Raw genomic sequence first — 12,453 nt, 5'->3', positions numbered from 1 at the left:
GCAGAAAAGACGCCCGAGCTGATCCACAAGGTTGCTGTCGACCCGTCGACCGGCCTGAAAGACGCCGAAGCTGACGACCTCGCGAAGAAGATCGGCGTGCCCGACGCTTCGATTCCGCAAGCTCGTGCGATCCTGCAAGGCCTGTACAAGGCATTCTGGGAAACGGACGCATCGCTCGCCGAAATCAACCCGCTGATCCTGACGGGCGACGGCAAGGTCATCGCACTGGATGCGAAATTCAACTTCGATTCGAACGCGCTCTTCCGTCATCCGGAAATCGTCGCTTACCGCGATCTGGACGAAGAAGATCCGGCTGAAGTCGAAGCATCGAAGTTCGACCTCGCCTACATCTCGCTCGACGGCAACATCGGCTGTCTCGTGAACGGCGCGGGCCTCGCGATGGCGACGATGGACACCATCAAGCTGTTCGGCGGCGAACCGGCGAACTTCCTCGACGTCGGCGGTGGTGCGACGACCGAGAAGGTCACCGAAGCCTTCAAGATCATGCTGAAGAACCCGAACCTGACGGCGATTCTCGTCAACATCTTCGGCGGCATCATGCGCTGCGACGTGATCGCGGAAGGCGTGATCGCAGCATCGAAGGCTGTGTCGCTGAAGGTGCCGCTCGTGGTCCGCATGAAGGGCACGAACGAAGACCTCGGCAAGAAGATGCTTGCTGAATCCGGCCTGCCGATCATCGCGGCGGACAGCATGGAAGAAGCTGCGCAGAAGGTCGTCGCGGCCGCCCAGGGCAAGGCTTAACCGCCCCCGGCGTTTTCAACCGAACACGAATGGCGGCGCGAGCGCGACGCGGGCGAGGCATGTTTCGCCGCGCGCCGCACGCGACACCAAACGAACAGAGGTCAATACATGTCGATTCTGATTAACAAAGACACCAAGGTCATCACGCAGGGCATCACCGGCAAGACCGGTCAGTTCCACACGCGCGCCTGTCGTGAATACGCAAACGGCCGCGAAGCGTACGTCGCGGGTGTGAACCCGAAGCGTGCCGGCGAAGACTTCGAAGGCATTCCGATTTACGCGAGCGTCGCGGAAGCGAAGGCTGAAACGGGTGCAACCGTCTCGGTCATCTACGTTCCGCCGGCAGGCGCTGCTGCTGCGATCTGGGAAGCCGTCGAGGCCGATCTCGATCTCGCGATCTGCATCACGGAAGGCATTCCGGTTCGCGACATGATCGAAATCAAGGACCGCATGCGTCGCGAAAACCGCAAGACGCTGCTCCTCGGACCGAACTGCCCGGGCACGATCACGCCGGACGAACTCAAGATCGGCATCATGCCGGGTCACATCCACCGCAAGGGCCGCATCGGCGTCGTGTCGCGTTCGGGCACGCTGACGTATGAAGCAGTCGGTCAGCTGACGGCACTGGGCCTCGGCCAGTCGTCGGCAGTCGGTATCGGCGGCGACCCGATCAACGGTCTGAAGCACATCGACGTGATGAAGATGTTCAACGACGATCCGGAAACGGACGCCGTCATCATGATCGGCGAAATTGGTGGTCCGGACGAAGCGAACGCAGCGTACTGGATCAAGGACAACATGAAGAAGCCGGTAGTTGGCTTCATCGCTGGCGTCACGGCGCCTCCGGGCAAGCGCATGGGCCACGCCGGCGCGCTGATCTCGGGCGGTGCGGATACGGCCGAAGCGAAGCTGGAAATCATGGACGCCTGCGGTATCAAGGTCACGAAGAACCCGTCGGAAATGGCGCGTCTCTTGAAGTCGATCCTGTAATTGAAATGATGCGGTGGCCCTGGTCACCGCATAATTTTGATATTCTTACGAGATCCTTTCGTAAGAGCCAAGTCTTGAAGCGAGGGAGCGAGCAATTGCTCCCTCGCTTTTTTATTGGCTGCGCGGAACGCTTCCTTCTATTCTCCTTTCCATGCTCGAGTTCCTTGAAACGCTCCATTGGGGCGCAGTGCTTCAGATCATCGTGATCGACTTCCTGCTGGGTGGCGATAACGCCGTCGTCATCGCGCTGGCCTGCCGCAACCTGCCTGCGAGTCAGCGCGTACGCGGCGTGCTGTGGGGTACGGCAGGCGCGATCGTATTGCGGATCGCCCTGATCGCGTTTGCAGTCGTACTGCTCGACGTGCCGTTGCTCAAGTTCACCGGCGGCTTGCTGCTGCTATGGATCGGCGTGCGGCTGCTCGCCCCCGCGCATAACGCCCACGCGAATATCAAGCCCGCTGACAAGCTGCTGGCCGCGATCAAGACGATCATCGTCGCCGACGCCGTGATGAGCCTCGACAACGTGATCGCGATCGCCGGTGCGGCAGAGGCCGCCGAGCCGCAACACCGGATCGCGCTGGTCATCTTTGGGCTGATTGTGAGCATCCCGCTGATCGTGTGGGGCAGCCAGCTCGTGCTGAAGCTGCTCGACCGGTTTCCTGTCGTCATCACGCTGGGCGCGGCTTTGCTCGGATGGATCGCGGGCGGCCTCATCATCAACGATCCGGCCGGCGATCGCTGGCCGGTGCTCGACACGCCGGTCGCAGAGTACGGCATGAGTATCGCGGGCGCGCTTTTTGTGGTGTTGCTGGGAAAACTGCTGAAGCGGCGTAACGAACGCCGCGCCGCGGTGCCGCCCGCCGCTCGCTGAGCGCCACAGAACATACTGCGGCGCGCTGGCCATCCGGCCGACTGTCGCGCGCTGGCGCTGCTGGCTACGATCGAAGCGCCTGCCTCAATACGTGAGGCAGGCGCTTTTCGTTTCAGGAGCCAGCTGATGATCGTGTCCGTTCCCCGTTCTTTCCTGTTCCCATCGCGTCGCACCGCTGCACGTGCGTCGCCACACATTGCGCAGTGGCGCACAGCGTTCGTGAGGGCGTGCAGCCATTCAACCCACTGGGGCCACGTCGGCTTTACGCTGATCGAGTTGATGATCGTGCTGGCCATCGTCGGCGTGATCGCCGCGTACGCCATTCCGGCGTACCAGGACTATCTGGCGCGCAGCCGGGTTGGCGAAGGGCTGTCACTGGCGTCGTCGGCACGGATTGCGGTTGCCGAGAACGCCGCCAGCGGCAACGCCCTTGGAGGCGGCTATTCGTCGCCTCCGTCCACTCGGAACGTCGAATCGATCCAGGTGGATGACGACAGCGGCCAGATCACAATCGCCTTCACGACGCGAGTTGCCGCGGCGGGGGCCAATACGCTCGTCCTTGTGCCATCGGTGCCCGATAATCCCGATGCGCCGACGGCGCGTGTGGCGCTCGCCCAGGGCACGTCGCAACCCGGCTCGGTGACGTGGGAATGCTTTGCGGGGGGCAAGGGTGCGTCGTCGTTGCCGGCGCCCGGGGCTGGCCCGATGCCCACCACTGCACCGGCTCTCGCCGCGAATCTCGCGCCTCCGGAATGCCGTGCATGACGACGATGGACGCGTAGCGCAGCGGCGAACGCACGGGGGAAGACGCAACGCACACGTCCGACCCGTCGTAATTTAGGGATATTTCGGTCCGTCCGGCGCACAGCTCATTGATTTTTTTGTATAGTGCGCCGGTTGCTGACGCCCCCGGTTACTCGATGCCCACCCCATTCGCGCGCTATCTGTCCCTCGCCCTGCTGGCTCTTGCGTTGATCCTGCCCTATGCGGTCGTCAACCATACCTATCCGATTCCGACGTTCTACGCCGAGTTCACGGCGCTTTCGCTGTATCTGCTGACCGGCGCCGGCGTCGCGCTTCTCGTGCAGACGGCGCAGCCGCGCATCAGCTTTGGCTCGCCGGTGGTCTCGCTGGTGCCGCTCGCCTTCGGTGCGCTGCTTGTCGCGCAGTCCTTCCTGCTGCCGGTCGCGCAGCCTTCGATGAACTGGCTGGGCGGCGGCTTCCTGCTTGCCGCGTTCATGGCGACGCACGCGGGTTTCGGCTTCGCACGTGCGAACCTGAGCGAGACGGCGTTGCGCTGGATGGCCGCCGCACTCGTCGTCGGTGGCCTGTTTGCGGTGTTCTCCCAGGTGATTCAACTGTTGCATCTGGAGGCAAAGGTTTCGCCGCTCGTCGTGGCCTACAACGTGACAATCGACCGCCGGCCGTTCGGCAATATGGCTCAGGCCAATCACCTTGCGACCTACATTGCGTTCGCGATGGCCGGTGCATTGTTCCTCGTGCAGACGCGGCGTCTGAATGTGATCCTCTGGGCGATTGTTTCGACGATCTTCTCCGTTGGACTCGCACTCACCGTCTCACGCGGTCCGTGGCTGCAAATGGGCGTGATCGTCGTCGCAGGGTTCTGGATGGCGCTCGCTGAAGGACGGCGCGATGCCGCGCATCCGCGCAGCAGTCGTGCATGGATGATTCCGCTCGCATTGGCCTCGCTCTTTGTCGTCGTGAATGCGGCGATTCGCTGGGCCAACGTGCATTTCCAGCTCGATCTCGCGCAGTCGGCTGCAGAGCGCATGAAAGACGCCGGCCAGATCGCCCCGCGCCTCGCGCTGTGGAAGTACGGCTGGACGATGTTCAGGACGCACCCACTGCTTGGCGTTGGCTGGGGCGAGTTTCCGCGCTATCAGTACGACCTTGCGAAGACGCTCGGTGGCGTGGAGATCGCGAACAATGCGCACGACATTTTCATCGACCTGCTGGCAAAGACCGGCCTCGTCGGTGTCGCAATCGTGCTGTTCGGGATCGTCAGCTGGCTGGTTCGCGTGCTGCGCGCGCCACATACCGCGGGGCGCGTGTTCGGGCTTTCGATGATCGGCGTGCTCGTGATGCACGCACTCGTCGAGTATCCGCAGCAGTACATGTTCTTCCTGCTGCCGGCGATGTTCGTGTTCGGGGTGCTTGAGACGAGGCCGCTGCGCCTCGTGCCGCGTGCTGCGTCGTTCGGCGTTTATGCGCTCGTCGTGTTCGGCGGACTCGCGGCGCTTTACCCGGTGTATCGCGACTACGCGCGCGCCGAGGTGCTGTACTACGGCGCGCGGCCGGCGGAGGAGTATCGCGCGGATCCATCGTTCCTGTTCCAGGCGTGGGGCGAGTACGGCATGGCCACGTTGCTGCCCATGAACGCGATGGATTTGCCGCACAAGCTCGCCATGCACCAGCAGGCAATTGCGTTGCTGCCGGGCGAGACGGTGCTGCGACGTTATGCGGTGCTGCAGGCGCTGAACGGTGACACCGGTGCAGCGTTTGACACGATCGAACGTCTGAAGATATTTGCCGAGGAGTTGCACGACTGGCCATCGCAACTCAGCTATCTGTATGACCTTATCGACGAGCAGAAGACGCTTACGGGCTTCAAGGCAGAACTCGTGAAGAGATTCGGCATGCCGCCCGAGAACATCAATCAGGACGACGACGAAAGCGACGACTGATGTCGTTACTTTATTGAGCGGGCGCTCGCGCACAGCGCGTGGCGCACGCCGGAATCGTCTTTCAACTTTCTGCCACAAACCTATACTTTGCGATACCGAGCTAGCGCGGTGAAAGCTGGATGCATCCGTGCCGTTCAAATTCACTGCGCCATGCCCGTTTCTCTTTCAATGTGAACGGCATGGGAGGCAGGCTATGCAGATCGATCAGGACAAGCTGCAGAGTTTCATGGGACGAATGGTCGGCGAGTTCGGCGCGGTCGCATCGGCGCCGCTGATTCTGCTGGGCGACCGGCTGGGCCTGTACAAGGCAATGGCGGACCAGGGGCCGATGAGCGCAGCGCAGGTTGCCGAGCGCACGGAACTGACCGAGCGCTATGTGCGCGAGTGGTTGCTTGCGCAAGCCGCAGCGGGCTTCATTCGCTACGATGCCGACGCGGACACCTTCGAACTCGAAAGCGAACAGGCGATGTGCTTCGCTGACGAGACGAGCCCTGTGTTCGTACCGGGCTTCTTTCAGGTCGCCGAATCGATGTTCCGCGATATCCACAAACTCGAAGGCGTGTTTCGTACCGGGCTTGGCCTTGGCTGGCATCAACACGATCATTCACTGTTTCGCGGTACCGAGCGCTTTTTCCGGCCAGGCTACGCGGCGAATCTCGTCAGCGCGTGGATACCGGCGCTCGATGGCGTCGAAGCGAAGCTAAAGGGAGGCGGCGCGAAGGTCGCGGACGTCGGTTGCGGGCATGGTGCGTCGACGGTGCTGATGGCGCAGGCTTATCCCAACGCTACCTTCGTCGGTTTTGATTATCACGAGCCGTCGATCCAGCGCGCAAGGCAGCTAGCGGGCGAGGCAGACGTTCGCGATCGTGTGACGTTCGAGGTTGCACCGGCGAAGGAATTTCCGGGCAACGACTACGATCTCGTCGCGTTCTTTGACTGCCTGCACGATATGGGTGACCCAATTGGCGCCGCGGCGCACGTGCGTCAGTCGCTCAAGAGCGACGGCACGTGGATGATCGTCGAACCGTTCGCCAACGATCGCGCCGCTGACAACATGAACCCCGTCGGGCGGATCTTCTATTCGGCATCGACAATGATCTGCACGCCGGCTTCGTTCGCACAGGAAGGGAAGATGGGGCTCGGAGCGCAGGCCGGCGAGGCGAGGCTGAAGGACGTCGTCACCAGGGGCGGTTTCACGCAGTTTCGCCGCGCCACGGAGACGCCGTTCAATCTCGTGCTCGAAGCGCGGCCGTGAGGCTGTGTGAGCTCGCCTGGACGAAAGGGTGCATAACGGTGGCGGCTACGCCGCCACCCAATCCCCCGACTTCCCGCCGTGCTTCTCCAGCACCTTCACCTCAGTGATCGTCATCCCGCGATCCACCGCCTTGCACATGTCATAAACAGTCAAGAGGCCGATCTGCACGGCCGTCAGCGCTTCCATTTCCACGCCGGTGCGCCCCAGTGTCTCGACCTGTACCGTGCACTGCACGCCGGGCAACGCATCGTCGAACGCGAAATCGACAGCGACGCGCGTCAGCGCGAGCGGATGGCAAAGCGGGATTAGATCGGCGGTACGCTTCGCTCCCTGGATCGCGGCGATCCGCGCGACACCGATTACATCGCCCTTTTTCGCGTTGCCACCGCGAATGAGCGCAAGCGTTTCCGGCAGCATGCGAATCGAGCCGCTGGCAACTGCTATGCGCTTGGTCTCCGCTTTGCCGCCGACGTCGACCATATGCGCCTGTCCGGCGGCGTCGAAGTGGGTGAGTTCGGGCATGGTTGGGCTCCTTCAGAGGGCGCTTATCATAACAGCGCGCTGTCGTAGGCGATTCTCCGCGCGATTGCCTGCGTGCGCACAGTGAGGCAAGCATCGATGCGGCCGGACATTGGCAGCGCGCGGCCACTGGGTACAATTGAGACGCATCCGGCGAGCTTTTCCGGTCGCCGGACCGTATTCCCGACCTTGCCCCATTGATCTCGCAATGCGTCTGAAACGGTTTCTTGCCGCGTCGTTATCCATCGCGCTGACGGTGCCGCCGGGCGCGTTCGCGCAATCCTCCGCGTCGAATGGCGTCCATGGCGCAACGGCACAGGCGCCTGCGCTGGAAATCGGTCCGCTCAGTTCGTCCACCGCGCCTTCATTGCCCGACGATATCGCGCCGGGCGTATTCGGTACCTACGGCGGCGCGCAGAGCCGCTTCGCCGGCACCGTGGGCGCCAACGCCAGTCTGCGCGCACCGGTCCTCAATCAGCAACTGCCCGACCTCGGCGACGGGTCCGGCGGAACGCTCACGCCGCAGGCCGAGCGTAAGCTCGGGGAACGCGTGATGCGCGAGGTCCGCCGCGATCCCGATTATCTCGACGACTGGCTCATACGCGACTACCTGAATTCGATCGCCGCCAAACTCTCCGCTGCGGCAAGCGCGCTATACATCGGCGGCTACCGGCCCGACTTCGATCTGTTCGCGATGCGCGACCAGCAGATCAACGCGTTTTCGATGCCGGGCGGCTTCATCGGCGTAAACACCGGGCTGATCGAAACGACGCAGACGGAATCCGAGCTCGCATCGGTGCTCGGCCACGAGATGGGCCACGTGCTGCAGCGGCACATCGCGCGCATGATTTCGACCAACGAACGCAGCGGCTACGCGGCGCTTGCAGCGATCCTGTTCGGAATACTCGCGGGTGTGGCTGCCCACAGCGCGGACCTGGGCAGCGCAATCGTGCTGGGCGGCCAGGCGTATTCGGTCGACAGCCAGTTGCGCTTCTCGCGCACGGCGGAGCACGAGGCCGATCGCGTCGGCTTCCAGTTGTTGGCGGCTGCCGGCTACGACCCCTACGCAATGGCGACGTTTTTCGGGCGGCTCGATCGTGCGGCGATGGGCGAGGCGGGCGAACCGGAATACGCGCGCACCCACCCGCTGACGGTCGACCGGATCGCCGACATGGAGGACCGTGCTCGCCGCGCGCAGTACCGCCAGCCCCGCCAGTCGCCCGAGTATGGCTTTGTCCGCGCCCGTGCGCGCGTGCTTCAGGTCCGTTCGCGTAGCGACTATGTCGACGAGATTTCGCGGATGCGCTCGGAAATCGACGACCGGACAGCGTTGAATATCGCGGCCAACTGGTATGGGATCGCGCTCGCTCAAACGCTGCTGGAGCGCTACGACGACGCTTCGACGTCTCTTGCGACTGCGCGCAGGCTGTTCGAAGCGACGGGTAGCGGCGAAGGCGGCGCTGTCCGCAGTGCGCCGAGCCTGGATGTGCTGGCGGCCGACATCGCGCGTCGTGCCGGGCGCGGCGACGAGGCGGTGCGCCTTGCCGGGATTGCGCAGCATCGCTGGCCAGACTCCCACGCGGCCGTCGATATGCGACTGCAGACGCTGCTCAGCGCGCGACGTTTTGCGGAGGCGCAGGCGCTCGCGTCCCAGCAAACGCGTGCGGATCCGCAGCAGCCCTTGTGGTGGCGCTATCTCGCGCAGGCAAGCGTCGGCACTGGCGACACGGTCACACAGCATCGCGCGCTCGCGGAGAAATTCGCGCTTGAAGGGGCGTGGTTGTCGGCGATCCGTCAGTTGAAGGAGGCGCGCGACATCAAGACGGTCGGCTACTACGATCTGTCGACCATCGATGCGCGCCTGCACGACTTCGAGGCGCGCTACAAGGAAGAGCGCGAGGACGAAAAGGATAAAGGGTGAAACTATTGTGCCTCGTCGCGGGAGGCTTCGCTCGCCGGACTCGCGACGAATCCGAAGCGCGCCGGGACATCCGCACGCCGGACCGGTTGCAGCCGCAACGTTACACCGTCGCGCCAGTGAAACTGCCCGCCCTGTCCGTCGTCAGACAGCGTGGCGCGTTCGGAGAACAGATCGAGATCGTGGTCATGCAGCACGGCCACACGGCTGGGGTTGGACGCGTCGGTGAACAGGATGCCGCCTTCGTCGTCGATAAACGCGGCTGCCGGCTCGAACGTTTCGCCCGCCTGATCAGTCAGTGCGAGCGCGCCGTCGGCGGCGACGGTGAGTCTCACGATCCACGGCGTATAAGCCAGTTCCACATAAACCCGTTGCGGTCCGTTCTGAAAGAACCACTGGCCGCGCGCGTCGCATTCGTAGTTGCGATTGATGAAGCCAAGCAGCGCTTCGTGGCGGATCGGTTCGCCCGACGCGCCGCGCGCCTGGGCCGCTTCGTCGCGCATGCGCCAGGCGCCGCGTCGGTCGAGCAGCAGCCACCCCGTGCAGTGCGGCACGTTGGGCCATTTGGCGAGTGCCTGTTTAACGATCTCATCCATGATGGGCAAAGGGTGCGAGGTAGCCGAATACCCGTTGTGCGAGCCAGTCGACCCGGCCGGGGAACGGGCCCGTCATGAAGCCGACATGGCCACCGTGATCCGGCTGATCGAGTTCGACGAGTGCCGACACCTCGTGTCGAGACGGCAGCACCGAGCCTGGCAGGAACGGATCGTTGCGCGCGTTCAGCACCAGCGTCGGCACCGTGATGCCGGGCAACAGCGGGCGCGTCGTCGCGCGGGTCCAGTAGTCGTCGGCGTTGCGAAAGCCGTGCAGCGGCGCAGTCACAACGTCGTCGAATTCGTGCATCGTGCGGCTCGCGAGCATCGCGCCGCGGTCGAAGAGGCCGGGATACTGCCCGAGCTTTTGCTCCGCCTTCTGCTTCAGCGTTTTCAGGAAGCTGCGCGTATAGATCTTGCCGAACCCTTGCGACAGCGCGCGGCCGCCGGCATGCACATCGAGCGGCGCCGAAATGGCTGCGGCCGCAGCGACGATCGACGCGTCGTTGCCCCGTTCGCCGAGCCAGTGCAGCAGCACGTTGCCGCCAAGCGAGACGCCCGCCGCGACGATCGGCCCGCGATACCCGCGGCGCAGGCGTCGCAGCACCCAGTCGACTTCGTTGCTGTCGGCGAGGTGGTAGAAGCGCGGCAGCAGATTGAGCGGTCCGCTGCAGCTGCGAAAATGCGGGACGACGGCGTTCCAGCCGCGCGCGCGAGCGGCGCCCATCAGCGCTCGGGCGTAGTGCGACGCCGAACTGCCTTCCAGACCGTGGAATAGCACGAAGAGCGGCGTTGTATCGTCTGCTGCGGCTGGGGTCGTTCGATCCGATGCGCCGACGATGGCGGGCTCGCGAACCAGCCAGTCGAGTTCAATGAAATCGCCGTCGGGTGTATCCCAGCGCTCGCGTCGATAGGCAACCTTGGGCAGGCGCGCGAACAGCGCGGGAATGATCGTCTGGACGTGGCTGTTCGGCAGCCAGAGCGGCGCCCGGTAGCGGAGGTCGGCGAGCAGGTCCGCTACGTCGTCGAGAGGGGGCGTATCCGGACCGTTCTTATCGTGCGTCGTGCTCATGCCAACCGCCAGCCAGATCGAAAAAACCAGTAAGCGTCAGTGCAGCGACCCTTGCCCGTGCCGCATCTTCGCCGCGAACTGGCTTGCGGCGGTGTCGGGCATCGGACTCGCGTGAATGTGCGCGATGCGCCACTCGCCGCGTTCGTGGACCATCACATAGGTGGTGAAGACCATCGCGGGCGCGGCGGCGGGATCAGCGGACCGGTGCGCTTCCGCGATCGCGTAGACGACGGTGCCGAGGCTGTCGTAGACGCGGATATCGAGCGGTTCGATCGAAACGGGATTCGCTTCGAGCTGGATCGCGAGGCCGGCGCGAATGCTGTCGAGGCCGTGCAGATGCGAGCCATCGGCCCAGATGCAGCTGACGAACTCTTCGTCGATCCACAGGCCCATCAAGCTGTCGATGTTGACCTCCGCAACGGCCTGATAGTAGGCGCTGAGGGTGTCGGCGGCGGCTTCGAAGATGTGGGCAAAACGTGGCATGGCTCGTCGGTCTCTTGCGCGCGGGGCGCGCGGTTGCGTGTCGGCGGTCAGCGGCTTTTACGGCCGCAGCGACCCCATTCGTCGGCGGGACTGCCGCGAGGATGCCAGCGCCGCAAGGCGCTGGCATGACGCGTCAGGGCGTGCGTGCAGCGACCAGCCGGTTTAGCGTTCTGCGACCAGCATGCCGCGCAGGTCGCCGAAAACCTGTTCGGCGCCTAGTTGCCGCAGACAGTTCAGATGGCCAAGGGGGCACTCGCGCTGAAAACAGGGACTGCATTCGAGATGCAGCCATTGTACCTTCGCAAGCTCCGACAGGGGCGGGGTGTGGCGCGGATCAGTCGACCCGTAGACGGCCACCAGAGGCCGTCGCAGGGCTGCCGCGACATGCATCAGGCCGGAATCGTTGGTGACCACGGCGTTTGCCCGCGAGATCAATGCGCAGGCTTCGCCAAGCGCCGTCTGGCCGCACAGGTTGCGCACGTTCGGCGCGCTGTCGGCGATGGCCTGGGCGAGCGGCGAATCCTTGGGTGAACCGAGCGCGACAATCTGCGTGTAAGGGAACGACTGGCCAACCATCTTCGCGAGCGCCGCGAAATGCTCTGGCGGCCAGCGCTTGGCCGGACCATATTCGGCGCCGGGGCAGAACACCAGCAGTGGAACGCGCGTATCGAGGTTGAAGCGGGCCGACACGCGTGACGCTTCATTCAGGTCCGCATCGAGGCGCGGCATCGGCAGGTCGTCGGGGACCTTCGCGCCGGGCGCGTACGCGAGCGCTGCATAGTGGCTGACCATCGGCGGCCGCTCGTCCTTGCGCGGATTCGCGTGACGCACGTTCAAGAGGCCGTAACGGCTCTCGCCGGTATAGCCGATGCGCAGCGGAATGCCTGCCATCCACGGAATCAGCGCCGATTTGAACGAATTCGGCAGCGCGTACGCCGCGTCATAACCGACGTCGCGCAGGTCGCTCGCGAGCTGCCAGCGACGCAGCATCTGCAGCTTGCCGTGCGCGAGGTCGGTGGCGTAGACGTCGCGGATCTCGGGCATGCGTTCGAGCACGGGCGCGACCCAGCCAGGTGCGACCGCATCGATCGCGATGCGCGGATGCAGTTTCACGAGCCGCGAAAACAGCGGCTGCGCCATCAATGCGTCACCGATCCAGTTCGGTGCGATAACCAACGCGCGACGCATCAGGGTGTGTTTCCGGTGTCGAAAAGAAGCGCCGCGTGCGGTTGCGCGCGGCGTTCAGGTTGTTCAGGGAAGGGCGGACGCGCGAGGCCGCAGGAGC

General features: G+C 64.1%; 12 protein-coding genes. 7 read left to right on the top strand and 5 right to left on the bottom strand.

What is annotated here, in order from left to right:
* From sucC to P3T23_RS40010, 6 genes are all read left to right on the top strand, one after another.
* Positions 1 to 762 (top strand): ADP-forming succinate--CoA ligase subunit beta (gene sucC / locus P3T23_RS40035; protein WP_429321582.1); only part of this gene is annotated, 762 nt, incomplete at its 5' end.
* Between the two features lie 108 nt (positions 763 to 870).
* A complete protein-coding gene (sucD, locus tag P3T23_RS40030; RefSeq protein ID WP_133661845.1) occupies positions 871 to 1,752 on the top strand; it encodes a succinate--CoA ligase subunit alpha in 882 nt (293 codons plus the stop codon).
* A gap of 151 nt (positions 1,753 to 1,903) precedes the next feature.
* Positions 1,904 to 2,623, top strand: a complete 720-nt coding sequence (locus P3T23_RS40025; protein ID WP_429321581.1) for a TerC family protein — start codon at positions 1,904 to 1,906, stop codon at positions 2,621 to 2,623.
* A gap of 126 nt (positions 2,624 to 2,749) precedes the next feature.
* On the top strand, positions 2,750 to 3,388 hold the full coding sequence (locus P3T23_RS40020) for a pilin (protein WP_429321580.1): 639 nt from the start codon (positions 2,750 to 2,752) through the stop codon (positions 3,386 to 3,388).
* Between the two features lie 155 nt (positions 3,389 to 3,543).
* Positions 3,544 to 5,328: a PglL family O-oligosaccharyltransferase gene (locus P3T23_RS40015; RefSeq protein WP_429321579.1), complete on the top strand. Its 1,785-nt coding sequence runs from the start codon at positions 3,544 to 3,546 to the stop codon at positions 5,326 to 5,328.
* 193 nt (positions 5,329 to 5,521) lie between these two features.
* Positions 5,522 to 6,583 carry a class I SAM-dependent methyltransferase gene (locus P3T23_RS40010; RefSeq protein ID WP_429321578.1) on the top strand — a complete coding sequence of 354 codons (1,062 nt, stop codon included), beginning with the start codon at positions 5,522 to 5,524 and terminating at the stop codon, positions 6,581 to 6,583.
* Between the two features lie 45 nt (positions 6,584 to 6,628).
* Here the strand turns inward: P3T23_RS40010 and moaC are convergent, their stop codons facing one another.
* Complete coding sequence (gene moaC, locus P3T23_RS40005) at positions 6,629 to 7,105, bottom strand: cyclic pyranopterin monophosphate synthase MoaC (protein WP_429321577.1); 477 nt, start codon at positions 7,103 to 7,105, stop codon at positions 6,629 to 6,631.
* Between the two features lie 205 nt (positions 7,106 to 7,310).
* On the opposite strand from moaC, the gene P3T23_RS40000 reads away from it, so the two are divergent.
* Positions 7,311 to 9,023: a M48 family metalloprotease gene (locus tag P3T23_RS40000; protein WP_429321576.1), complete on the top strand. Its 1,713-nt coding sequence runs from the start codon at positions 7,311 to 7,313 to the stop codon at positions 9,021 to 9,023.
* A gap of 2 nt (positions 9,024 to 9,025) precedes the next feature.
* Here the strand turns inward: P3T23_RS40000 and P3T23_RS39995 are convergent, their stop codons facing one another.
* The 4 genes from P3T23_RS39995 to waaF all read right to left on the bottom strand — a co-directional run bounded on the left by P3T23_RS39995 (position 9,026) and on the right by waaF (position 12,356).
* Positions 9,026 to 9,616 (bottom strand): DUF2946 family protein, encoded by a 591-nt coding sequence (locus P3T23_RS39995; RefSeq protein WP_429321575.1) that lies wholly within the window; start codon positions 9,614 to 9,616, stop codon positions 9,026 to 9,028.
* Positions 9,609 to 10,685 (bottom strand): hydrolase, encoded by a 1,077-nt coding sequence (locus tag P3T23_RS39990; RefSeq protein WP_429321574.1) that lies wholly within the window; start codon positions 10,683 to 10,685, stop codon positions 9,609 to 9,611. Before P3T23_RS39990 ends, P3T23_RS39995 begins: the two co-directional genes overlap by 8 nt.
* A gap of 36 nt (positions 10,686 to 10,721) precedes the next feature.
* Complete coding sequence (locus tag P3T23_RS39985; protein ID WP_429321573.1) at positions 10,722 to 11,168, bottom strand: nuclear transport factor 2 family protein; 447 nt, start codon at positions 11,166 to 11,168, stop codon at positions 10,722 to 10,724.
* A gap of 162 nt (positions 11,169 to 11,330) precedes the next feature.
* Positions 11,331 to 12,356 (bottom strand): lipopolysaccharide heptosyltransferase II, encoded by a 1,026-nt coding sequence (gene waaF, locus P3T23_RS39980; protein WP_429321572.1) that lies wholly within the window; start codon positions 12,354 to 12,356, stop codon positions 11,331 to 11,333.
* Positions 12,357 to 12,453: the final 97 nt, after the last annotated feature.

Source organism: Paraburkholderia sp. GAS448 (assembly GCF_050435685.1).
Taxonomy (GTDB): Bacteria; Pseudomonadota; Gammaproteobacteria; order Burkholderiales; family Burkholderiaceae; genus Paraburkholderia.
Note: the sequence above shows the minus strand (reverse complement) of the source record. Positions and strands in the feature narration are given on the sequence as shown.